Source organism: Pseudomonas monteilii NBRC 103158 = DSM 14164, assembly GCF_000730605.1.
Lineage (GTDB): Bacteria > Pseudomonadota > Gammaproteobacteria > Pseudomonadales > Pseudomonadaceae > Aquipseudomonas > Aquipseudomonas monteilii.
Map to the genome: position 1 here is coordinate 14,537 of NZ_BBIS01000042.1, position 24,088 is coordinate 38,624.

Consider the following 24,088-nt stretch of genomic DNA (forward strand, 5'->3'; position numbering starts at 1 on the left):
GCCTGGAGAACGCACATGTCGCAATCGATTCGTGACAACCTCAAGCGCCTGCTGGCGCCCCGGCACCTGGCCTTCGTTGGTGGGCGCAGCATGGCGCGGGCGCTCAAGCGCTGCGCGGAAGGGGGCTTTGGTGGCGAGCTGTGGCTGGTCAACCCGCAGCACGAAAGCCTGGAGGGCATCCCTTGCGTAGCGCGGGTGGCCGACTTGCCCTATGCCCCGGACGCGGTCTTCATCGCCACCAACCGCGAGCTGACCCTGCAGTGTGTGGCCGAGTTGGCTGCACGCGGGGCCGGTGGCGCCATCTGCTATGCCTCGGGCTTTGCCGAGTGTGGCGAGGAGGGCCGCCAGTTGCAGCAGTGCCTGCTTGACGCTGCTGGCGACATGGCCTTGCTCGGCCCCAACTGCTACGGCCTGCTCGACTACCTGCACGGGGCCGCCCTGTGGCCGGTGGCCCATGGCGGTAAACAGGTGGAGAAGGGCGTGGCGATTCTCACCCAAAGCGGTAACTTCGCCTACAACCTGTCCATGAGCGACCGCTCGCTGCCGGTGGCCTACATGGCCTCGGTCGGTAACCAGGCGCAACTGGGTGTGGCCGAGTTGATGGACGTGCTGCTTGACGACCCACGGGTAACGGCGATCGGCCTGCATCTGGAAGGCCTGAAAAACGTGCAGGGCTTCGCGCGCGCCGCTCACAAAGCGCTGCAACAGGGCACGCCGATCATTGCCTTGAAAACGGGCGTGTCGCAGATCGGTGCTGAACTGGCGCTCAGCCACACCAGCTCGTTGTCCGGCTCCGATGCCTTGTACGACAGCCTGTTCCAGCGCTTGGGGGTGATCCGTGTCAGTGGCCCGGTCAGCTTTGTCGAAACCCTCAAGGCCGCCGCTTGCGGGCACTTGCCGGCAGACGGTGAGCTGATCGCACTGGCTTGCTCAGGCGGTGATGCCGGGCTGATTGCCGACTATGCCGAGCGAAACCGGTTGAACCTTCCAACGCTTGAACCAGAGCAGGTGACGGCACTGACCCGCGTGCTGCCAGCCTATGCCAACCTGGTCAACCCGCTGGATTTCACCACAGCCATCTGGGGCGATGAAGCGGCCCTGCAGCGCATGCTCGATAGCACCCTGAGCGGGCCGGCCGGTGCTGCCATGCTGGTGCTGGATTACCCGGCGGCCTTTACCGGCGAGCGCAAGGAATGCGACCTGCTGCTAAGGCTTTACTGCGATGCGCTGGCGCGCCACGGCAAGATCGGCTTCGTCACCTCGGCCTTCCCCGAGCTGCTGCCCGCCAGCGCGCGTGAGCGCCTGCATGCCCGCGGCATCGCTGCCTTGCAGGGCGTGGAAGACGGCCTGGCTGCGTGGGGCTGCATCGTCGGTTACCAGCGCAACCGCCAGCGGCTGCTGGAGCAGGGCGAGGCCGCACGCGTACCGTTGTGCCCGCAGGCGCTCACGGGCGAAAACCGGTTGCTGGACGAATGGCAATCCAAGCAAGCGCTGCGCGCCTTTGGCTTGCCGGTGCCAGCGGGTGTACTGAGCACGCCCGAACGCGCCGTGGCAGACGCCGCACGTGTGGGTTACCCGCTGGTGCTGAAGGCCGTCAGCGCGCAGTTGCCACACAAGACCGAGGCCGGTGCGGTGGCGCTGAACCTGCGCGATGCTGCTGCCCTGGAAGCCGCACTGGTGCAGATGCGCCAGCGCATCGCCGCCTACGCCCCGCACGTAGCATTCGACCAGGTACTGCTCGAACCCATGGCCGAGCCGCCGCTGGCCGAGCTGATCGTCGGCATCAAGCGTGAACACGACTTCGCCCTGGCGCTGGTGATGGGGGCCGGAGGCGTGTTGGTCGAACTGCTCAAAGACAGCGTCAGCCTGTTGCTGCCCACCACCGACAGTGCCATCCGTGCCGCACTGCTGAGCCTGCGCAGCGCCAGCCTGCTGCAAGGCTTCCGTGGTCGCCCGGCCGCCGACCTCGACGCCCTGGTTGCAGCCATCCGCGCGGTGGCCGACTACGCCTGCGAAAACGCCGGGCACCTGCTGGAACTGGATGTGAACCCATTGATGGTGGGGGCCCGTGGCACCACTGCGGTCGACGCGTTGATCCGCCTCGGCCAGGCGCAAGGAGAACGACATGAATAACCACAGCATGACTGCCGGCCAGGCGCTGGTACGGCTGTTGGCCAATTACGGCGTGGAGACCGTGTTCGGCATCCCCGGCGTGCATACCCTGGAGCTTTACCGTGGCCTGCCGGGCAGTGGCATCCGCCATGTGCTGACCCGACACGAGCAGGGCGCCGGTTTCATGGCCGACGGCTACGCGCGGGTCAGTGGCAAGCCTGGGGTGTGCTTTGTCATCACCGGCCCGGGCGTGACCAACGCCGCCACCGCCATTGGCCAGGCCTATGCCGACTCTATCCCGATGCTGGTGATTTCCAGCGTCAACCACACCGCCAGCCTGGGTAAGGGCTGGGGTTGCCTGCACGAAACCCAGGACCAGCGCGCCATGACAGCGCCGATCACCGCGTTTTCTGCTGTGGCCCTGCGCGGCGAAGACCTGCCCGAGCTGATCGCCCGCGCCTGGGCAGTGTTCGACAGCGAACGGCCGCGCCCGGTGCACATTTCGGTGCCGCTGGACGTGCTGGCCGCGCCGGTAAGCCGCGACTGGAGCAATGAGGTGGTGCGTCGGCCCGGCCGTGGCCAGCCGTGCCGGGAAACCCTCGACCGGGCGGCCCTGAAGCTAGCGGCGGCCAAGCGGCCGATGATCATTGCCGGCGGGGGGGCGCTGCACGCTGCCGAGCCACTGGCGCAGCTGAGCACTCGCCTGGCGGCACCGGTGTTCACCAGCGTGGCCGGCAAGGGCCTGCTGCCACCGGACGCGCCACTCAATGCCGGCTCTAGCCTGTGCGTGGAGCCCGGTTGGCAACTCATCAGCGAGGCCGATGTGGTGCTGGCCGTGGGCACCGAAATGGCCGACACCGACTTCTGGCGCGAGCGCCTGCCGATCACGGGTGAACTGCTGCGCGTGGACATCGACCCGCGCAAGTTCAACGACTTCTACCCCTGTGCCATGGCCCTGCACGGCGATGCCCGGCAAACCCTGTGCGGCTTGCTCGACCACCTGCCGGAGCTCGCCCGCGAACCGGCTCAGGCCCACGAGGCTGTGGCCAACCTGCGCCAGGCCATCCGCAACGGGCATGCGCCACTGCAGGCCACGCACCAGGCCATTCTGGACCGCATTGCCGCCGTGCTGCCCGACAACGCGTTCATCAGCAGCGACATGACCCAGCTGGCCTACACCGGCAACTACGCCTTCGCCAGCCGGGCGCCACGCAGCTGGCTGCACCCCACCGGCTACGGCACCCTCGGCTACGGCCTGCCGGCCGGCATCGGCGGCATGCTCGCCACCGATCACCGCCCGGGCCTGGTGCTGGTGGGCGACGGCGGTTTTCTTTACACCGCCCAGGAACTGGCCACTGCGGTCGAAGAACTGGACCGCCCGCTGGTCGTACTGCTGTGGAACAATGACGCCCTCGGTCAGATCCGTGACGACATGCTCGGCCTGGACATCGAACCGGTCGGCGTACTGCCGCGCAATCCGGACTTCGTCGGCCTGGCCCGCGCCTTTGGTTGCGCGGTGCGCCAGCCGCGAGACCTGGACGCGCTGCAGGCCGACCTGGCCATTGGCTTCGCCACACCCGGCGTGACCTTTATCGAACTCAAACACACCTGTGTGCGCTAAACCGCGCACAACACCCATAACAAGAGAAACCACCATGCCATTTCGCCGTACCCTTCTGGCCGCCTCCCTGGCCCTGCTGATCACTGGCCAGGCTCCGCTGTACGCTGCGCCGCCGCTGTCGATGGACAACGGCACCACCGCCTTGACCGTGCAAAACAGCAACGCCTGGGTCGAAATCAGCGCCAGCGCCCTGCAACACAACATCCGCACCTTGCAGGCCGAACTGGCCGGCAAGTCCAAGCTGTGTGCCGTGCTCAAGGCCGATGCCTATGGCCACGGTGTCGGCCTGGTGATGCCGTCGATCATTGCCCAGGGCGTGCCCTGCGTGGCGGTGGCCAGCAACGAGGAGGCCCGCGTGGTCCGCGCCAGTGGCTTCACCGGGCAACTGGTGCGGGTACGCCTGGCCAGCCTCAGCGAAGTGGAAGACGCCTTGCAGTACGACATGGAAGAACTGGTGGGCAGTGCCGAATTCGCCCGCCAACTCGACGCCATCGCCGAGCGCAATGGCAAGCCGTTGCGCATCCACCTGGCCCTCAATTCCAGCGGCATGAGCCGCAACGGGGTAGAGATGACCACTTGGTCCGGCCGTGGCGAAGCGCTGCAGGTAACCGACCAGAAGCACCTCAAGCTGGTCGCGCTGATGACCCACTTCGCCGTGGAAGACAAAGACGATGTGCGCAAGGGCCTGGCAGCGTTCAACGAGCAAACCGACTGGCTGATCAAGCACGCCAAGCTGGACCGCAGCAAGCTCACCCTGCACGCCGCCAACTCGTTCGCTACGCTGGAGGTGCCGGAAGCGCGCCTGGACATGGTGCGCACCGGTGGCGCGCTGTTCGGTGACACCGTGCCGAGCCACACCGAGTACCAGCGGGCCATGCAGTTCAAGTCGCGTGTGGCTGCCGTGCACAGCTACCCGGCCGGCAATACCGTCGGTTACGACCGTACCTTTACTTTGGCTCGTGACGCTCGGCTGGCCAATATCACTGTCGGCTATTCCGACGGTTACCGCCGGGCGTTTACCAACAAGGGCCATGTGCTGATCAACGGCCACCGTGTGCCGGTCGTGGGCAAGGTGTCGATGAACACGCTGATGGTGGACGTTACCGACTTCCCGGATGTGAAGGGGGGCAACGAAGTGGTGCTGTTCGGCAAGCAGGCCGGGGGCGAAATCACCCAGGCCGAAATGGAAGACATCAATGGCGCGTTGCTCGCCGACCTGTACACCGTGTGGGGCAGTTCCAACCCGAAGATCCTCGTCGACTGAAACCGCCATTGAAGGGAGATTGCCATGCGCTACGCCACGCTCACCCAACGCATCGCCGGCGACGGGGCTGCGGCCTGGGACATCCACTACCGCGCCCTGGCGTTGCAGGCCGAGGGCAAGGACATCCTGCTGCTCTCGGTAGGTGACCCGGACTTCGACACGCCCGCGCCGATCGTTGACGCGGCCATCGCCAGCCTGCGTGCGGGCCACACCCATTACGCCGATGTGCGCGGCAAGCTGGCCCTGCGCCAGGCCATTGCCAACCGCCACCGGCAGCGCAGCGGCCAGGCGGTCAGCGCAGACCAGGTGACCGTGTTGGCGGGTGCCCAGTGCGCGTTGTACTGCGTGGCCCAGTGCGTGCTGGATCCGGGCGACGAGGTGATCGTTGCCGAGCCCATGTATGTCACGTACGAGGCCGTGTTCGGTGCTTGTGGTGCCAAGGTGGTACCGGTGCCGGTGAAGCCGGAGAACGGCTTTCGTGTTTGCCCGCGAGACGTGGCCGAGCGCATCACGCCGCGCACCCGCGCGCTGGCCCTGAACAGCCCGCACAATCCCTCGGGTGCAAGCCTGCCCCGTGCGACCTGGGAAGCACTCGCCGAATTGTGCATCGCCCGTGACCTGTGGCTGATTTCCGACGAGGTGTACAGCGAGCTGCTGTACGAGGGTGAACATGTGAGCCCAGCCAGCCTGCCGGGTATGGCCGAACGCACCGCCACCCTCAACAGCCTGTCGAAGTCGCATGCCATGACGGGCTGGCGGGTGGGCTGGGTAGTCGGTTCGGCTGAACTGGCCACGCACCTGGAGAACCTCGCCTTGTGCATGCTGTATGGCTCGCCAGACTTCATTCAGGACGCTGCGGTGGTGGCGCTGGAGCAGCAGTTGCCCGAACTGGACGCCATGCGCGAGGCCTATCGCCAGCGCCGTGACCTGGTGTGCGAGCAACTGGCTGGCTGCCCGGGCCTCAAGGCGTTGAAGCCCGATGGTGGCATGTTCGTGATGGTTGATATCCGCGAAACCGGCCTCAGTGCCCAGGCCTTTGCCGACCGCCTGCTGGACAGCCAGGGCGTGTCGGTATTGGCCGGCGAAGCCTTTGGCCCCAGCGCCGCCGGGCATATTCGCCTGGGGCTGGTGCTGGGCAACGAGGCGCTCGTCGATGCCTGCCAGCGCATCGCCCGCTGTGCCGGCGAGCTGATGCAAGGCTAAGCGACGGCGGCAAAACAACCTGTTTTGTGCAAGGAGAACACGAGTGAATGTACTGATCGTCCACGCTCACCCCGAGCCACAATCATTTACCGCCGCACTGCGCGACCAGGCCGTGGAAACCTTTCGTGCCCAGGGCCACCAGGTGCAGGTCAGCGACTTGTACGCCATGGGCTGGAACCCGGTGGCCAGTGCCGAAGACTTCACCCAGCGCGAGAACCCGCAATACCTGGTGTATGCACTGGAGCAACGCCAGGGGGTCAAGCGCGGTGCCATCGCTGCGGATATCCAGCAGGAACTGGACAAGCTGCTGTGGGCTGACCTGCTGGTGCTTAACTTCCCGATTTTCTGGTTCTCGGCGCCGGCCATGCTCAAGGGCTGGATCGACCGGGTGCTGGTGTCGGGGGTGTGCTATGGCGGCAAGCGCTTCTACGACCAAGGTGGTTTGGCGGGCAAGAAGGCGCTGGTGACCGTGACCCTGGGCGGGCGCGAGCACATGTTTGGCGAAGGGGCGATTCATGGGCCGCTGGAAGACATGTTGCGGCCGATTCTGCGGGGTACGCTGGCCTACGTGGGGTTCGAGGTGTTGCCGCCGTTCGTGGCGTGGCATGTGCCGTACATCAGCGACGAAGCGCGGCAGGGTTTCTTGCAGCAGTATCGGCAGCGCCTGGAGCAACTCTCGGACGACCAGCCATTGGTGTTCCCGCGGTTGGCGCAGTTTGATGAGGCTTTGTACCCCCTGCCTTAAGTTGTGCGCAGCACTAAAAACGACCACCCACACATTCGGGGTATGTCCCCCCTCTGCAAATCCCCCGATAGTGAACCCATCGGCTCGATCCGGAGCATTCACACGATGGAGTTGCCATGCGCAAGGTACTGAAGGTGATGGGTGGTCTGCTGCTGGTGTCTGGCGCAAGCCTCGCCCAGGCGGCAGAGGTGGACAGCGGTAACACGCTGCGGTTGTACAACTGGACCGACTACATCGGCGAAACCACCCTGGCCGACTTCGAGAAGGCCACCGGCATCAAGGTCATCTACGACACCTTCGACGGCTACGAAACGGTACAGACCAAACTGCTCACCGGCCGCTCCGGCTACGACCTGGTCATGCTCAACGCATCCCTGGTACCCCCGCTGATCAGTGCTGGGGTGTTCCAGGCGCTGGACAAGCAGCAACTGCCCAGCTGGCACAACCTCGACCCGCAAGTGGTTGACAACCTGCAGGGCTACGACCCAGGCCTCAAGTACTCGGCGCCCTACACCTGGGGCAGTTCGGGAGTCACTTACAACGTCGACAAGATCACCGCGCGCATGCCCGACGCCCCCATCGGCTCGCTGGCCATGCTGTTCGACCCCAAGATCGTCTCGCGCTTCGCCGACTGTGGCGTCACCCTGATGGACGCGCCCACCGAAGTCATCCCGCTGGCCCTGCAATACTTGGGCAAGGACCCGCGCAGCGCATCTGCGGCCGATCTCAAGGCCGCCGAACAACTGCTGCTGAGCATCCGCCCCTATATTCGCAAGTTCGACTCGGTCAACTACCTCACCAGCCTGCCCAACGGCGATGTCTGCCTGGCACTGACCTGGTCCGGTGACTACGCCACCGCCCAGGCCCGCGCGGTGGAAGCGAAGAAGGACATCAAGCTGTCGTTCTTCATCCCCCAGGAGGGCTCGTTGATCTGGTTCGACAACCTGTACATCCCCAAGGATGCGCCCCATGCAGCCAACGCTCACCGCTTCATCGAGTTTTTGCTGCAGCCGCAGACCATGGCCAAGGTCACCGACTACATCCACTACGCCAACAGCAACGCTGCTGCCACTGCGCTGGTGCGTGACGACATCCGCCAGGACCCAGCCATCTACCCCGATTCATCCACCCGCGAACGCCTGTTCGCGCAGAAAACCCAGAGCCCCAAGGACATGCGTGCCATCACCCGGGTCTGGAACACGGTCAAGACCGGTTTCTGAACACTGCCCAACGATTCCCGCCAAGGAGCTGCCCATGGCCACCCCAAGCAAAGCGTTCGCCATCGCCCACGACCCGCTGGTGGAAGCCGATAAGGCCCACTACATGCACGGCTACCATGTGTTCGACGAGCACCGCGAGCAAGGCGCACTGAACATCGTCGCCGGCGAGGGCGCGTACATTCGCGACACCCACGGCAACCGCTTCCTCGATGCCGTTGGCGGCATGTGGTGCACCAACATCGGCCTGGGCCGTGAGGAGATGGCCCTGGCTATCGCCGACCAGGTGCGCCAACTGGCCTATTCCAACCCGTTCTCCGACATGGCCAACGACGTGGCCATCGAGCTGTGCCAGAAACTTGCGCAGCTGGCCCCCGGCGACCTGAACCATGTGTTCCTCACCACCGGCGGATCGACCGCTGTCGACACCGCCTACCGGCTGATCCAGTACTACCAGAACTGCCGCGGCAAGCCACACAAGAAACATATCATTGCCCGCTACAACGCTTACCACGGCTCTACCACCCTTACCATGTCGATCGGCAACAAGGCCGCCGACCGGGTGCCGGAGTTCGATTATCACCATGACCTGATCCACCACGTCTCCAACCCCAACCCGTACCGCGCGCCGGACGACATGGACGAGGCCGAGTTCCTCGACTTCCTCGTGGCCGAGTTCGAGGACAAGGTCCTCTCGTTGGGCGCTGACAACGTGGCAGCGTTCTTCGCCGAGCCGATCATGGGTTCGGGCGGGGTGATCATTCCGCCCAAGGGCTATTTCGAACGCATGTGGCAGCTGTGCCAGACCTACGACATCCTGTTCGTCGCCGACGAGGTGGTGACCTCGTTCGGGCGCCTGGGCACATTCTTCGCCAGCGAAGAACTGTTTGGCGTAACCCCCGACATCATCACCACCGCCAAGGGCCTGACCTCTGCCTACCTGCCGCTGGGCGCGTGCATTTTCTCCGCGCGCATCTGGCAGGTTATCGCCGAGCCGGGCAAGGGCCGTTGCTTCACCCATGGTTTCACTTACAGCGGTCACCCGGTGTGCTGCACGGCGGCGCTGAAGAACATCGAGATCATCGAGCGCGAGCAGTTGCTGGAGCACGTCAAGGACGTTGGCAGCTATCTGGAACAACGCCTGCAAAGCCTGCGCGACTTGCCGCTGGTGGGGGATGTGCGCTGCATGAAGCTGATGGCCTGCGTCGAGTTCGTGGCCGACAAGGCCAGCAAGGCGCTGTTCCCGGATGAGGTGAACATTGGTGAACGCATCCATAGCAAGGCCCAGGCCAAGGGGCTGCTGGTACGCCCGATCATGCACCTGAACGTGATGTCGCCGCCGTTGATCATCACCCATGCGCAGGTGGATGAAATCGTCGAGACCCTGCGCCAGTGCATCATCGAGACCGCGCGCGAACTCACCGCGCTTGGCCTGTACCGGGGCCGATGAACCTGGCGCAAAGGGCTGTGCGGGGGCGTGCCTGGCAGGCTAGACTGCCGGGCATGACCCAGGCCACCCCCGACACCCCGCTTACCCTCACCATGGGCGCGCTGCAGCAATGGCATGCGGCGTTGCAGCGTGCGCTGGCCAATAGCGAAACGCCTGAGGCGCTGGAGCATGTAGCCGCTGCCATCGGCCAGCTGGTGCAGGTGGAATCGATGATGATCAGCCTGGAGTGCCAGGGGCGGGCGCCGCAGCTTTTATACCAGCAAGGCATTCCCGAACGGCACCGCGCCGCGGTGCTGGAACGCTACTTCAGTGCCGGTTACTTGCTCGACCCGTTCTGCCTGGCCGTGCAAGGCGGCCTGGCCGAAGGCTTTTACCACCTACAGGAAATCGCCCCCGACAACTTCTTCGACAGCGACTACTACAAGGCCTATTACCTGGGCACCGGTTGCAGCGAAGACAGCTACTACATCGTCGACCTCTGCGCGGGCCGCAAGCTATCGCTGAGCCTGTTCCAGGGTTGCAGCGGTACGCCCCTGAGTGCCGGGCAGATCAACCTGCTGCGGGCGCTGGAGCCTATGGTGCGCGAACTGCTGGGGCGCTATGCCCGACACAACCTGGAGCCTGGCACTGCATCGGTTGAGCGCGGCGGCTTGCAGGCGGCGTTCGACAGCTTTGGCTGCCAGGTGCTGACCGACCGCGAGCGCGAGGTGGCACACATGATCTTGCGAGGGCATTCGGTGAAGTCGACCGCGCTGGAGCTGGGTATCTCGCCTGAGACGGTGCGCATGCACCGCAAGAACCTGTACCTGAAGCTGGAGATCAACTCCCAGTCCGAGTTGTTTGCACGGTTCATCGACTGGTTGCGCGGCGACCCCCTCGAAAATTAGAGACTGATCTTGGCCAGTCGAGTTTCCAGCGCGGCAATATATGCCTGCAGCCGTTCATGTTCCTGACGCTCGGCGCTGATGTCCTCGAACACGCTGATCAGGTGTTCAGGCTCGCCATTGGCATGGCGCTGCATCAAGATCGTCGCCATCGTGCTACTCATCATCACGGCGGCGGTGATGATCGCCACGTCCTATACCTCGCCCAATGGCGTGATGCCGTTGTGGTTCGTGTTCTTGCTGGTGGCCTACCGACGGCGCACTCAACCACCTATCTGAGCCGATCACATACCCTGTGGCTTACCTACAGTGCCTGCCGTTCGATCAATGTCAGGCACCGTTGCACGACCGGGCTAACATCCCCCTTGCGGCGGCTAAGAATGATCGGGCTGACCGCGCCGCTATCCAGCAACCCGACATACTCGATATCGGTACGGTGCTGCTGTTGCACCGACGCCGGCACCAGGGTCACCCCCACGCCCACCGCCACCAGGCCGATGGCGGTTTGCAGTTCGTTGGCCCACTGGCTGACGCGGATGCTCATGCCGTGCTGGGCGAACAGCGCCAGTACGTGGTCGGCATAACTGGGCCGGGGGTTGGCCGGGTAGAGGATGAAGGCCTCGCTCGCCAGCTGGGCAAGGCTAAGCGGGCTGCCCGCCAGCGGGTGGCCCTTGGGCAGCACGGCCACCAGCGGGTCTTCGCGCAATACCTGTTGCGCAATGGCCGCGTCATCGATGCGAATACGCCCGAAGGCGATGTCGATGCGCCCGCTCTTCAGCGCTTCTACCTGCTGCAGCGTGGTCATCTCGCTCAGGCCCAGTTCCAGCTCGCTGTCCTGGCGCAGCTCGCGGATCAGCTCCGGCAGCACGTTGTACAGGGTCGAGGGGGCAAAGCCGATGCCCAGCCACTGGCGCTGGCCCTGGCCAATACGCCGGGTGTTGTCGCTGATATTCTGCAATTGCTGCAACACGGTGCAGGTCTGCTCATAGAAGAAGCGACCCGCCTCGGTCAGCCGCAGCGGGCGTTCGCGTACCACCAGCAGGGTACCGAGCTGGTCCTCCAGTTGGCTGATCTGCCGGCTCAGTGGTGGCTGGGCAATGTGCAGCAGCTCGGCGGCGCGGGTGAAATTGAGGGTTTCGGCCAGGACTTTGAAGTAACGCAGGTGGCGCAGCTCCACAAGACCTCCAGGGTATGGTGGGAGATTCATTTGATATTGGACGGTCACCAGGGTCTCGCGCAATCCTTGAACACGCAAGTAAATGCACCATTCGGGATTGCCACTGGCAGCCCGACCTGACGGGACCTGGCTACAATGACAAGCGCGCTGATTGAACGCATAGAAGCAATTATCGTCGACCTGCCGACCATTCGCCCGCACAAGCTGGCAATGCACACCATGCAGCAACAGACCCTGGTGGTATTGCGCGTGCACTGCAGCGATGGCGTGGAAGGTATCGGCGAGGCCACCACCATCGGTGGCCTGGCCTATGGCTACGAAAGCCCCGAGGGCATCAAGGCCAATATCGATGCGCACCTGGCGCCTGCGCTGATCGGCTTGGCGGCAGACAACATCAACGCTGCCATGCTCAGGCTGGACAAGCTGGCCAAGGGCAATACGTTTGCCAAGTCGGGTATCGAAAGCGCGTTGCTCGACGCCCAGGGCAAGCGCCTGGGCCTGCCGGTCAGCGAGCTTCTGGGCGGCCGTGTGCGTGACAGCCTGGAAGTGGCCTGGACCCTGGCCAGTGGCGACACTGCCCGCGACATCGCCGAAGCTCAGCACATGCTGGAAATTCGCCGTCACCGCGTGTTCAAGCTGAAGATCGGTGCCAACCCGGTGGAGCAAGACCTCAAGCACGTGGTGGCCATCAAGCGTGAGCTGGGCGACAGCGCCAGCGTGCGCGTCGACGTCAACCAGTACTGGGACGAATCCCAGGCCATTCGCGCCTGCCAGGTGTTGGGCGACAACGGTATCGACCTGATCGAACAACCGATTTCACGCATCAACCGGGGTGGCCAGGTGCGCCTGAACCAGCGCAGCCCGGCGCCGATCATGGCCGATGAGTCGATCGAAAGCGTCGAGGACGCCTTCAGCCTGGCCGCCGACGGCGCGGCCAGCATCTTCGCCCTGAAAATCGCCAAGAACGGCGGCCCGCGTGCCGTATTGCGCACCGCGCAAATCGCCGAGGCCGCCGGTATCGCCCTGTATGGCGGCACCATGCTCGAAGGTTCGATCGGCACTTTGGCGTCGGCCCATGCCTTCCTTACCCTGCGCCAACTCACCTGGGGAACCGAGCTGTTCGGCCCGCTGCTGCTGACCGAAGAAATCGTCAACGAGCCGCCGCAGTACCGCGACTTCCAGCTGCATATTCCCCGTACCCCAGGCCTGGGCCTGACCCTGGACGAACAGCGCCTGGCGCGCTTCGCCCGTCGCTGATCAGCAAGCAAGGAGAAAATCATGCTGTTCCACGTGAAGATGACCGTGAAACTGCCGGTCGACATGGACCCGGCCAAGGCAGCCAAGCTCAAGGCCGATGAAAAAGAACTGGCTCAGCGCCTGCAGCGCGAGGGCACCTGGCGCCACCTGTGGCGCATTGCCGGGCACTATGCCAACTACAGCGTGTTCGATGTGCCCAGCGTCGAAGCGCTGCACGATACCCTGATGCAACTGCCGCTGTTCCCGTACATGGACATCGAGGTGAACGGCCTGTGCCGGCACCCTTCGTCGATCCACAGCGACGACCGCTGATTCGCACCTGACTACCCGACAAGAACAATACGAGGTAAGCACGATGACCGTGAAAATTTCCCACACTGCCGATGTTCAAGCCTTCTTCAACAAGGTAGCTGGCCTTGACCATGCCGAGGGCAACCCACGCTTCAAGCAGATCATCCTGCGCGTCCTGCAGGACACCGCGCGCCTGGTCGAAGACCTGGAAATCACCGAAGACGAATTCTGGCACGCCATTGACTACCTCAACCGCCTGGGCGGCCGTAACGAGGCGGGCCTGCTGGCCGCAGGCCTGGGTATCGAGCACTTCCTCGACCTGCTGCAAGACGCCAAGGACGCCGAAGCCGGCTTGGGTGGCGGCACACCGCGCACCATCGAAGGCCCGCTGTACGTGGCCGGTGCGCCGCTGGCGCAAGGCGAAGCGCGCATGGATGACGGCACCGATCCGGGTGTGGTGATGTTCCTTCAGGGCCAGGTGTTCGATGCCGACGGCAAGCCGCTGGCCGGTGCCACCGTCGATCTCTGGCACGCCAACACCCAGGGCACTTATTCGTACTTCGATTCGACTCAGTCCGAATACAACCTGCGCCGCCGCATCATCACCGATGCCGAGGGCCGCTACCGTGCGCGCTCCATCGTGCCGTCGGGGTACGGCTGCGACCCGCATGGCCCGACCCAGGAATGCCTGGACCTGCTCGGCCGCCACGGCCAGCGCCCGGCGCACGTGCACTTCTTCATCTCGGCACCTGGGTACCGCCACCTGACCACGCAGATCAACTTCGAGGGCGACAAGTACCTGTGGGATGACTTCGCCTACGCCACCCGTGACGGGTTGATTGGCGAGCTGCGCTTTGTCGAAGATGCCGCTGCCGCGCGTGATCGCGGTGTTCAGGGCGAGCGCTTTGCCGAACTGGCGTTCGACTTCCACCTGCAGGCGGCTGCAGCGCCGGAGGCCGAAGCGCGCAGCCATCGGCCGCGTGCGTTGCAGGAGGGCTGAGTTCTAGCCTGGATTCACAGTGTTTTGGCCTGGGCCTTTCCGTGCGGGGAGGGCCTGGGCTTTTTGCTGTCGGCCGCTTGTCATCTAGAATCGGCCTTTTACCCCGAGCCCGCACCATGCTCCCGATTGCACTGTTACCGACTACCGCCGACCAGGCCCCGCTCATCCGTAACCTTTACCAGTTCTACTCTTACGAGTCCTCCGACTGGGAGCAGGAAGATGTCGAAGTGGATGGCCGCTTCTACATCCACGACGAGCACCTGCAGCGCTACTGGCAGGACGACGGTTGGGGCGCCTACCTGGTGCTGGCGGACGGCTTCATCGCCGGTTTCGTACTGGTGGAACGCAGCGAGCTGCCGGGCCTCGATGCCCTCGAACTGGCCGACCTGTTCATCCTGAAGAAATACCGCCGCCAGGGTATTGGGCAGGCGGTGGCGTTGCAGCTGTTGAGCGGTGAGGGCGACTGGTTGCTGCGCTGCTACGCACAGGATCCGCCCGCTGTGGCGTTCTGCAAGGCTGTGCTGGCGAACCTGTCGCGCCCGGCACAGGCGATTGCCTTGGACGATGAGCCTGACTTGCTGAATTTCCTGGTGAGTGGCGCCCGCCATTGAGGCTTTATCTGTCTTCGTTCGTCCTTGAAGGGGAATAGCGAGATTTTTGTGAACCGCTTCACAAAATCGTCATGAGCGGCATAATGCCATCAACGCATACCAAGACCCGGCCACAGTGTGCCGGGGTCCCTTCTCATGCCCCTCGAGGGTTCAGGTAAAGTTCATGTCGCTAGCTGCAAACCCCGACATCATGTACCGGCTGTTGATCCAGAGCGTGGTGGACTATGCCATCTACCTGCTCACCCCCGAGGGTATTGTCGCCAACTGGAACCCCGGTGCCCAACGTGCCAAGGGCTACCATGCCGATGAAATTGTCGGCCAGCATTACTCGTTGTTTTACACCGATGCCGAGCGTGCAGCCGGGCTGCCGGCGCTGAACCTGGAGCAGGCGCGCAGCACCGGGCGCTTTGAAGAAGTGGGTTCGCGCCTGCGTAAGGATGGCACTGCCTTTCACGCCCATGTGGTCATCGAAGCGGTGCATGACGATGCCGGGCAACTGGTGGGGTTCGCCAAGGTCACCCGCGACATTTCCGAGCGCCACCACCAGGAGCAGGAGCTGCTGAAGGCCAAGGAACTGGCCGAGCAGTACAGCCAGGAAATGACCAAGCTGTCTCAGTTTCTGGATTCGGTGATTGCCAACATTCCTGCCAGCGTCATCGTCCAGGACCTGGAAAGCCAGCGCATCCTGTTGGCCAACCAGCAGGCCGAGCGCCTGTTCGGCGGGCCGGGGCGCAGCATGATCGGTCAGTTGCCCGGTGACTGCCTTGCCCCCGCAGCGGCCGGCTACCTTGAGCAGCAACTGGCGCGTGGTGCCCGCAGTACCAAGGGCCATGCCGCCGAAACCCGCGTCGACACGGCCCGCGGCCCGCGCACCCTTCGCAGCCGCACCTTGCTCAGCCAGAACCGCGAGGGCCAGGCTGACTACGTGCTGTTCGTCGCCGAGGACGCCACTGAAGAGTTGGCCGCCCATGCGCAGATCCACCACATGGCGCACCATGATGCGCTCACCGGGTTGCCCAACCGAACGCTGTTCAACGAACGCCTGCGACAGGCCCTGGTGCGCGGCAGCGAAAACGCCAAGCTGACCGCTGCCTTGTGCCTGGACCTGGACAATTTCAAGAACATCAACGACTCGTTGGGCCATGCCTTTGGCGACAAGCTGCTGCGCGAGCTGGGCAAACGCCTGCGCCGCGAGTTGCGCGAGCACGACACTCTGGCGCGTCTGGGTGGTGACGAGTTTGCCGTGGTGCTGACCGGCCTGGATGGCCGAGATGCCGCATGCAACACCGCGCAGCGGTTGATCAACGCCATCTGCCCGCCGTTCCAGATCGAGGGGCACCAGTTCACTGTGGGGGTCAGCATCGGCATTGCCATCGCCCCCGATGACAACGACCAGGCCGAGCAATTGCTCGGTTATGCCGACATGGCGCTGTACGAGGCCAAGCGCAATGGCCGCAACCGCTACGAGTGTTTCGACGTCGAGCTGGACGTCGCGGCCCGCCAGCGCCGCCTAGTGGAAACCGACCTTCGTACCGCGCTGCATCTGGGCCAGCTGCAGCTGCACTACCAGCCGGTGGTCGACCAGCAGACCAGCAGCGTTACCGGTTACGAGGCGTTGCTGCGCTGGGAGCACCCGACCCGTGGCATGGTCATGCCCATGGACTTCATCCCCATCGCTGAAGAAACCGGGCTGATCCACGAACTGGGCACGCGTGCACTGAACCTGGCTTGCCAGGAGGCGGCCAGCTGGGACAGCGAACAGACCGTGTCGGTCAACCTGTCGGCCGTGCAGTTCAAAAATGGCAACCTTGTCCATATCGTCGCCCTGGCGCTGGCCGACTCAGGCCTGCCGCCGCAGCGGCTGGAGCTGGAAATTACCGAATCGGTACTGCTGGGCAACAGCGAAGAAAACGTGCGCACCTTGCGTGCGCTGAAAGACCTGGGTGTGTCCATCTCGCTGGACGACTTCGGGACCGGCTACTCATCGTTGGGGTACCTGCGGTCGTTTCCGTTCGACCGGATCAAGATCGACAAGTCGTTCGTGCACGACATGTGCGACAGCCGCGAAGCAATGTCGATCATTCGCGCCATTACCGACCTGTCCAACAGCCTGATGATCAAGACCACGGCCGAGGGGGTGGAGTCGGAAGAGCAGATGCGTCGGTTGGCGGCGGAAGGGTGTTCGCACTTTCAGGGTTACCTGTACGGGCGGCCGGCACCGGCGAGCGAGCGGTTGAAGCAGGTCATTACGCCAGGCTGACTGCTTACGCGGTCTTACTCAAAATCTAAAAACTTGTGCAATCCTTGTGGGAGCGGGCGTGCCCGCTCCCACAAGGCCTGTGTCGCGCTTATGAATTTCAGCTATTCCAGTCCGGCGCAAACGCCGGGCTCACTACGCGCTGATCCTTCGGCAACCCGGCAATCGCCGCACGGTCTTCGTCATCCAGTTGCACGTCCAGCGCTGCCAGGTTGGCCAGTTGGTTTTCGCGGCTACTGGCCTTGGGGATCGCCGCTACGCCGTCCTGGTCCAGCAGCCATTTCAGTGCCACCTGGCCAGGCAGCACACCATGCTTACGGGCAACTTCCTGGATGACCGGCTGCGCCGCTGCCTGGCCACGGGCCAGTGGGGTGTAGGCGGTGAGCAGCAGGTCATGGCGGCGCGCGTAATCAAGCAGCGGTTGCTGGCCAAGTAGTACATGGTATTCCACCTGAATCGCCGACAACGGTGCGCCCAGGGTTTCCATCACCTGGCGCAGCAGCCCAAGCGGGAAGTTGGCCACGCCGATGTGCCGCGCCTTGCCTTCGTCACGCAGCGCTACCAACGTTTCGATGCTGCGGGCCAGGTCCCAGTCCTGGCCGGGCCAGTGAATGTGGAACAGGTCGACGTGCTCGGTGCCCAGCGCGCGCAGGCTGTCTTCCAGTGACTGACGCATGGCCTTGGGTTCCAGGCGGTCCCACCACACCTTGGTGGTCAGGTGGATCTGCTCGCGCGGCACGTCGCTGTCGCGCAGGGCCTGGCCGACAGCCGCTTCGTTGTCGTAAGCGGTGGCGGTATCGATGTGCCGGTAACCCACGTCCAGCGCCTGGCGCACGGCCTGGGTGCACTCGGTGCCAGTCATCGGCCAGGTGCCCAGGCCGATTGCGGGCAGGGCCAGGCCGTTACGGGTGGTGAGCCTTTGCATGTAAATTCCTTGTAGGGTGTGCAGGGTTCGCCGTCGATGGTCGGCGATCAGCACGGCACGGGCCATGCGTGCGGGGCACAAAGTGGTCGATCAGCGAACAGAATTTGCAGTCGTCCTGGACAAGCGGCAATTGAACTTCCTTATGCTGCGCCATCTCTTCTAGAATCCGAACTGTTGCATCCGCCAGGCCATGCCTGTGCGGCCTTCCCTGGGCGCTGCCTGCTGGCGCGCCGTCATCGAGAGAGCCATGAGTTCCAGCACACCGCTGTCCGGCGTCAACCAACCTCTGCGTGGCATCACCCTCGTCGTGGTGGCGACGTTTCTGTTTGCCAGCCACGATGCCTTGTCCAAGTTTCTTGGCGGCCTGTACCCGATCATCATGGTGGTGTGGGCACGCTATTTAGTGCATACGCTGCTGATGGCCGGCATCTTTCTGCCCAAGTCGGGTATGAACGTGCTGCGCACCCGTCGGCCGCTGTTGCAGACGCTACGTGCATTGAGCCTGCTCAGCACCAGCCTGTTGTTTACCGCTGGCCTGCAATACCTGCCGCTGGCCGAGGCCACGGCAGTCAACTTTCTTGCCCCGGTGCTGGTCACCGCGCTGTCGGCGCCGCTGCTCAAAGAGCGGGTGACGGTGGGGCAGTGGGTGGCGGTGGTGTTGGGCTTTATCGGCGTGCTGGTGGTGGTACACCCGGGGGGAGCAATGTTCACCCCTGCCATTCTGTACCCGTTCGGTTCGGCGCTGGGGTTCTGCTTCTACCAACTGCTGACGCGCATCCTGGCGGCGCACGACAGCCCGACCACCAGCAACTTCTATGCGGGGCTGTGCAACACCTTGGCGTTGAGTGCGCTGGTGCCGTTCTTCTGGGAAATGCCGCGTTGGGACCATGCGCTGCTGATGCTGGCGTTGGGGGGCTTTGGCATGACGGCGCACCTGCTGCTGACCCAGGCCTTCCGCCATGCGGCGCCAGCGTTGCTGGCACCGTTCAGCTACTGCCAGATCGTGTTTGCCGGGTTGCTCGGGTTCGTGATCTACAGCCAGGTGCCGGATACCTTGAGTCTGGTGGGTATTTCGGTGATTTGCCTCAGTGGGCTGGGGGCGGCGTGGATGCAGCGGCGTAAATGAGGCGCTCGATCTCACAAACGCCAAACTTCTTCAGCCAAGCACCTACCGAGCCATAAACTGCAAAATACGCTCGCGCAACCAGCGCTCGGCGGGGTCGTTGTCCTGGGCACCGCTCCACACCATCGACAGCTCTGCCTCGGTGATATCGAACGGCGCCGGGTCGGCGCGTAAGCTGCCGTCGTCGGCCAGGGCGCAGGCGGCGTAGTCCGGCACCGTGGCGATCATCTCGGTATTGCGTAGCAGGGCGCGCAGGCTGCCGAACTGCGGCACTGCCAGCACCACCTTGCGGCAACGACCGATGCGCGCCAGGTCCAGGTCGATATTGCCGCTCATGTCGCCGGAGAACGACACCATCACATGCGGGCGGGCGCAGTATTCGTCGAGGGTCAGCGGGCCTGGGCGGTCGTCGGCGCGCAGCACCCGCACGCCGATGTTACGCAGCTTGCGGCGCTTGGCGGTGGCCGGCAGGTCGGTGGTGTAGCTCACACCGACCGAAATTTCACCGCTGGCCAGCAAGCCGGGCATCAGCAGGAAGTTGGCACGCCGTACCACCACGCTGATATCCGGGGCCTCTTCGCGAAGGGCCTGCAGAAGCGCTGGGAACAGGCCGAACTCGGCATCGTCCGACAGGCCCAGGCGGAACACGTTGCAACTGCTGGCCGGGTCGAACTCGCGGGCTCGGCTGATGGCGGCGGAAATCACGTCCATGGCCGGGCCCAGCTCCCTGAAGATCTGCATGGCCCTTGGCGTGGGCTCCATGGCCCGGCCGCTACGGATCAGCAGTGGGTCGTCAAACAGCTCGCGCAGGCGGGCGAGGGCGGCGCTGACGGTGGACTGGGTGATGAACAGCTTTTCACCCACGCGGGTCAGGTTGCGTTCGATCATCAGGGCTTCGAACAGCACCAGCAGGTTCATGTCGACGCGGCGCAGGTCGTTGCGGTTCATTGGGCTCGGGTTCCGGGGGTAAGGGCTTGGCGGTGTATTGAAGCATGTGGGCGGCCTGCTTGCCTTGTATGGATGTGCCTGCCAACGCCTGACAGAGCCAGCCTATCACCCCCTAACAGCCACTCTATTAGAAGTCTGCCCAAGCTCGGCTAGTCTTTCCCCTGGCCCCGCGAATTCCGCGAGCGGGCGGTGTGTCAGCACCTGCATGCAAGACCGCACCTGCCCGCCGTGACAGCTTCGCAAGCCCCGTGTAGACCTGATGAGGGGTAGCACGAGCCCACACGCTCGGCTGAAAGAACACCTGGCATAGACCGGAAATCTGGATAACCGACCCAAAGGTACCCGCAGATGTCGAACGAATCGAAATGCCCGTTCCATCAAACCGCAGGTGGCGGCACCACCAACCGTGACTGGTGGCCTGACCAGCTCAACCTGAGAATTCTTCACCAACATTCGTCCAAGTCCAGCCCTGACCCGGACTTCGATTACGCCAAGGCGTTCAAGAGCCTGGACTTCCAGGCCCTGAAAAAAGACCTGACCGCCTTGATGACCGATTCGCAGGACTGGTGGCCTGCCGACTTCGGCCACTACGGCCCGCTGTTCATCCGCATGGCCTGGCACAGCGCCGGTACCTACCGCATTGGCGATGGCCGGGGTGGCGCAGGCTCCGGTCAGCAGCGTTTCGCCCCACTCAACAGCTGGCCGGACAACGTCAGCCTGGACAAGGCCCGGCGCCTGCTGTGGCCGATCAAGCAAAAGTACGGCAACAAGATTTCCTGGGCCGACCTGATCGTGCTTACCGGCAACGTCGCCCTCGAATCCATGGGCTTCAAGACGTTCGGGTTCTCGGGCGGGCGTGCCGATGTGTGGGAGCCCGATGAAGATGTGTACTGGGGTTCGGAAAAGGTCTGGTTGGGGGGCGATACCCGCTACGGCAAGGACCAGGTCAAGGCGCAGCCGCCAGGCCAGGGTGACCTGGTGGCCGAGCCGGCCAAACATGGCGAAGAGCAGAACCGCGACTTGTCGGCCGAGCGCAACCTGGAAAACCCACTGGCCGCCGTGCAGATGGGCCTGATCTACGTGAACCCGGAAGGGCCGGAAGGTAACCCCGACCCGGTGGCTTCGGGCAAGGATATCCGCGAGACCTTCGGCCGCATGGCCATGAACGACGAAGAAACCGTGGCACTGATTGCAGGTGGCCACGCCTTCGGCAAGACCCACGGTGCCGGCCCTGCCGACAACGTCGGCCCGGAGCCGGAAGCTGCAGGCCTGGAGCTGCAGGGGTTGGGTTGGGCCAACAAGTTCGGAAGCGGCAAGGGTGGCGATACCATCACCAGCGGCCTGGAAGTGACCTGGACCTCGACCCCCACCCGATGGAGCAACGAGTACCTCAACAACCTGTTCAACTTCGACTGGGAACTGACCAAGAGCCCGGCCGGTGCCCACCAGTGGCGGCCGAAGGAGGGCAAGGGGGCAGGCACCGTGCCGGATGCCCATGACCCGGCCAAGCGCCACGCGCCTTCCATGCTCACCTCCGACCTGGCGCTGCGCTTCGACCCGATCTACGAACCGATCGCTCGCCGCTTCAAGGACAACCCTGAGCAGTTGGCGGATGCTTTCGCCCGCGCCTGGTACAAGCTGATCCACCGCGACATGGGCCCGCTTGCGCGTTACCTGGGCCCGGAAATGCCCAATGAAGAGCTGCTGTGGCAGGACCCGTTGCCCAAAACTGAGGCATCCACTGTCAGTGAACAAGACATCGCGGCCCTCAAGGCCAAGGTTTTAGCTTCGGGCTTGAGCGTGGGCGAGCTGGTTTCCACCGCCTGGGCATCGGCCTCGACCTTCCGTGGCTCCGACAAGCGCGGTGGTGCCAATGGCGCCCGCTTGCGCCTGGCGCCGCAGAAGGACTGGGCTGCAAACCAGGGTGTAGACAAGGTGCTGGCGGCGCTGGAGAAGATTCAGGCCGACTTCAACAATGGCGGTAAAAAGGTCTCGATGGCCGACCTGATCGTGCTGGCGGGTACCGCCGCCGTTGAAAAGGCCGCCAAGGATGCCGGCTACAGTGGCAGCGTGGGGTTCCGCCCGGGCCGTGTCGATGCGTCGCAAGCGCAGACCGATGTCGAATCGTTTGCCGTGTTGGAACCGTTGGCCGATGGTTTCCGCAATTTCACCAAGGCTCGCTATAGCGTCAAGGCCGAGAAGCTGTTGCTGGACAAGGCCCAGTTGCTGACCCTGACCGCGCCGGAGCTGACTGTGCTGATCGGTGGCCTGCGCGTGCTGGGCGCCAACCATGGCGGCAGCAAGCAGGGCGTGTTCACCGACAAGCCCGGCACCTTGAGCAATGACTTCTTCCGCAACCTGTTGGACATGGGCGTGGAATGGAAGGCGACTTCGGCAGACAACGAAAGCTTCGAAGGCCGCGATCGCAAGACCGGGCAGGTGAAGTGGACCGGTAGCCGGGTTGACCTGGTGTTTGGTTCGCATGCCCAGTTGCGGGCGCTGAGTGAGGTGTATGGCAGCAGTGATGGGGGTGACAAGTTCGTCCGGGACTTTGTGGCCGCGTGGCAGAAAGTCATGGAGCTGGATCGCTTTGACCTGAAGTAGCAGTGTTTCCGGGGGCGCATCGCGCCCCCTTTGCAGTGGCCATCCCGCCAATTCCAGGTCGGATAGATACAAAAGCGTCCTCGTCGGTTCTGTTGCAATGCTTCTCAGGCGGCAAGCCTGAACAGCGTGCTCACAACGACAAGGAACCCCGACCATGCAAATGCCCAAGACCCTGAAAATCCGCAATGGCGACAAGGTGCAGCCAACCTTCTCGGCCCAGGAATATGCGGCCCGCCATGCCCGGCTGCGGGCCTACATGGACGAGCAGGACATCGAAGCGGCGATCTTCACGTCGTACCACAACGTCAACTACTACAGCGATTTTCTCTACTGCTCGTTCGGCCGCCCCTATGCGCTGGTGATCACCCAGGACAAGGTGGTCTCGATCAGTGCCAACATCGACGGCGGGCAACCCTGGCGGCGCACGGTGGGCACTGACAACATCGTCTACACCGACTGGCAGCGCGACAACTTCTTCGTCGCCATCCAGCAGGCCCTGCCGCTGGCCTCGCGCATTGGCGTGGAGCATGACCACCTCAACCTGCAGAACCACGGCAAGCTCGCCGCCTGCTACCCCAAGGCTGAGCTGGTAGACATCGGTGCACCCTGCATGCGCATGCGCATGATCAAGTCGGCCGAGGAACAAGCGCTGATTCGCCATGGCGCGCAGGTGGCCGATATCGGCGGTGCGGCGGTGGTAGAGGCGCTGCGCGATCAAGTGCCTGAATATGAAGTGGCATTGCATGCCACCCAGGCGATGGTACGGGAAATTGCCAGGCGCTTCCCCGATGCCGAGCTGATGGACACCTGGACCTGGTTCCAGTCCGGGCTCAACACCGACGGTGCGCACAACCCGGTAACCAGCCGCCGCGTGGGCAAGGGTGAAATCCTCAGCCTCAACTGCTTCCCGATGATCGCTGGCTACTACACCGCGCTGGAGCGCACACTGTTCCTCGACCATTGCCCGGACGAGTACCTGCGCCTGTGGCAGGCCAACGTCGAGGTACACGAGGCCGGGTTGAAGCTGGTACGTCCAGGCATGCGCTGCAGCGATATCGCCCGCGAACTGAACGAGATTTTCCTGCGCCACGACCTGCTGCAATACCGCACCTTCGGTTATGGCCACTCGTTCGGCACCTTGAGCCACTACTACGGCCGCGAAGCCGGGCTGGAGCTGCGCGAAGACATCGATACGGTGCTGGAGCCGGGCATGGTGGTGTCGATCGAACCGATGATCATGCTGCCTGAAGGGCGACCGGGGGCGGGCGGGTATCGCGAGCATGACATCCTGATCGTCAATGACCACGGCGCTGAGAACATCACCCGATTCCCGTATGGGCCGGAGCACAACATCATTCGCAAGTAAGCATCGGTGGTGCCTCGTCGCGGCTTCAGCCGC

The 24,088-nt window shown here is 63.9% G+C and carries 20 protein-coding genes; 16 read left to right on the forward strand and 4 right to left on the reverse strand.

Translation table 11 applies throughout. The features are described from left to right. The first annotated feature begins 15 nt into the window (after positions 1 to 15). From PM2_RS21005 to PM2_RS21040, 8 genes are all read left to right on the forward strand, one after another. The gene (locus PM2_RS21005) at positions 16 to 2,133 is read left to right on the forward strand and encodes an acetate--CoA ligase family protein (RefSeq protein WP_016715664.1); all 2,118 of its coding nucleotides are present in this window, start codon (positions 16 to 18) and stop codon (positions 2,131 to 2,133) included. Further along, on the forward strand, positions 2,126 to 3,733 hold the full coding sequence (locus PM2_RS21010; RefSeq protein WP_028699623.1) for a 5-guanidino-2-oxopentanoate decarboxylase: 1,608 nt from the start codon (positions 2,126 to 2,128) through the stop codon (positions 3,731 to 3,733). Before PM2_RS21005 ends, PM2_RS21010 begins: the two co-directional genes overlap by 8 nt. Positions 3,734 to 3,767: 34 nt before the next feature. Then, positions 3,768 to 4,997 carry an alanine racemase gene (alr, locus tag PM2_RS21015; RefSeq protein ID WP_016715667.1) on the forward strand — a complete coding sequence of 410 codons (1,230 nt, stop codon included), beginning with the start codon at positions 3,768 to 3,770 and terminating at the stop codon, positions 4,995 to 4,997. A 24-nt stretch (positions 4,998 to 5,021) separates the two neighbouring features. After that, a complete protein-coding gene (locus PM2_RS21020; RefSeq protein ID WP_016715668.1) occupies positions 5,022 to 6,200 on the forward strand; it encodes a pyridoxal phosphate-dependent aminotransferase in 1,179 nt (392 codons plus the stop codon). 43 nt (positions 6,201 to 6,243) lie between these two features. After that, complete coding sequence (locus PM2_RS21025) at positions 6,244 to 6,945, forward strand: NAD(P)H-dependent oxidoreductase (protein ID WP_016715669.1); 702 nt, start codon at positions 6,244 to 6,246, stop codon at positions 6,943 to 6,945. A 116-nt stretch (positions 6,946 to 7,061) separates the two neighbouring features. After that, entirely contained in the window at positions 7,062 to 8,165 is a 1,104-nt protein-coding gene (locus tag PM2_RS21030) for a polyamine ABC transporter substrate-binding protein (protein ID WP_016715670.1), read from the forward strand. Positions 8,166 to 8,199: 34 nt separating this feature from the next. Further along, on the forward strand, positions 8,200 to 9,612 hold the full coding sequence (locus tag PM2_RS21035) for an aminotransferase (RefSeq protein ID WP_028699622.1): 1,413 nt from the start codon (positions 8,200 to 8,202) through the stop codon (positions 9,610 to 9,612). A 53-nt stretch (positions 9,613 to 9,665) separates the two neighbouring features. Further along, positions 9,666 to 10,499, forward strand: a complete 834-nt coding sequence (locus PM2_RS21040) for a helix-turn-helix domain-containing protein (protein WP_016715672.1) — start codon at positions 9,666 to 9,668, stop codon at positions 10,497 to 10,499. Here the strand turns inward: PM2_RS21040 and PM2_RS30795 are convergent. Further along, entirely contained in the window at positions 10,496 to 10,687 is a 192-nt protein-coding gene (locus PM2_RS30795) for a hypothetical protein (protein WP_028699620.1), read from the reverse strand. The genes PM2_RS21040 and PM2_RS30795 overlap by 4 nt on opposite strands. 113 nt (positions 10,688 to 10,800) lie before the next feature. Continuing rightward, entirely contained in the window at positions 10,801 to 11,673 is an 873-nt protein-coding gene (gene catR, locus PM2_RS21045) for an HTH-type transcriptional regulator CatR (RefSeq protein ID WP_016715675.1), read from the reverse strand. Between the two features lie 135 nt (positions 11,674 to 11,808). On the opposite strand from catR, the gene PM2_RS21050 reads away from it, so the two are divergent. The 5 genes from PM2_RS21050 (at position 11,809) to PM2_RS21070 (ending at position 17,092) form a co-directional block, all read left to right on the forward strand. After that, a complete protein-coding gene (locus tag PM2_RS21050) occupies positions 11,809 to 12,930 on the forward strand; it encodes a muconate cycloisomerase family protein (protein ID WP_016715676.1) in 1,122 nt (373 codons plus the stop codon). 21 nt (positions 12,931 to 12,951) lie between these two features. Then, positions 12,952 to 13,242, forward strand: a complete 291-nt coding sequence (catC, locus tag PM2_RS21055) for a muconolactone Delta-isomerase (protein ID WP_016715677.1) — start codon at positions 12,952 to 12,954, stop codon at positions 13,240 to 13,242. A gap of 43 nt (positions 13,243 to 13,285) precedes the next feature. Then, positions 13,286 to 14,221, forward strand: coding sequence for a catechol 1,2-dioxygenase (gene catA / locus PM2_RS21060; protein WP_016715678.1), 936 nt, complete (start codon positions 13,286 to 13,288; stop codon positions 14,219 to 14,221). 116 nt (positions 14,222 to 14,337) lie between these two features. Continuing rightward, entirely contained in the window at positions 14,338 to 14,832 is a 495-nt protein-coding gene (locus tag PM2_RS21065; RefSeq protein ID WP_016715679.1) for a GNAT family N-acetyltransferase, read from the forward strand. 163 nt (positions 14,833 to 14,995) lie between these two features. Then, complete coding sequence (locus PM2_RS21070) at positions 14,996 to 17,092, forward strand: putative bifunctional diguanylate cyclase/phosphodiesterase (RefSeq protein WP_016715680.1); 2,097 nt, start codon at positions 14,996 to 14,998, stop codon at positions 17,090 to 17,092. 97 nt (positions 17,093 to 17,189) lie between these two features. On the opposite strand, the gene PM2_RS21075 is transcribed toward PM2_RS21070, so the two are convergent. Then, positions 17,190 to 18,014 carry an aldo/keto reductase gene (locus tag PM2_RS21075; RefSeq protein ID WP_016715681.1) on the reverse strand — a complete coding sequence of 275 codons (825 nt, stop codon included), beginning with the start codon at positions 18,012 to 18,014 and terminating at the stop codon, positions 17,190 to 17,192. 247 nt (positions 18,015 to 18,261) lie between these two features. Here PM2_RS21075 and PM2_RS21080 point away from each other — a divergent pair, with 247 nt between their 5' ends. Then, on the forward strand, positions 18,262 to 19,140 hold the full coding sequence (locus tag PM2_RS21080; protein WP_016715684.1) for a DMT family transporter: 879 nt from the start codon (positions 18,262 to 18,264) through the stop codon (positions 19,138 to 19,140). Between the two features lie 42 nt (positions 19,141 to 19,182). Here PM2_RS21080 and PM2_RS21085 read toward each other — a convergent pair whose 3' ends face one another. Then, positions 19,183 to 20,085, reverse strand: a complete 903-nt coding sequence (locus PM2_RS21085) for a LysR family transcriptional regulator (RefSeq protein WP_016715685.1) — start codon at positions 20,083 to 20,085, stop codon at positions 19,183 to 19,185. A gap of 348 nt (positions 20,086 to 20,433) precedes the next feature. Between PM2_RS21085 and katG the strand changes: the two genes are divergently transcribed. Beyond that, positions 20,434 to 22,689 (forward strand): catalase/peroxidase HPI, encoded by a 2,256-nt coding sequence (katG, locus tag PM2_RS21090; RefSeq protein ID WP_016715686.1) that lies wholly within the window; start codon positions 20,434 to 20,436, stop codon positions 22,687 to 22,689. A 154-nt stretch (positions 22,690 to 22,843) separates the two neighbouring features. Beyond that, positions 22,844 to 24,055 carry a creatinase gene (gene creA / locus PM2_RS21095; RefSeq protein ID WP_016715687.1) on the forward strand — a complete coding sequence of 404 codons (1,212 nt, stop codon included), beginning with the start codon at positions 22,844 to 22,846 and terminating at the stop codon, positions 24,053 to 24,055. The last annotated feature ends 33 nt before the right edge of the window (positions 24,056 to 24,088 follow it).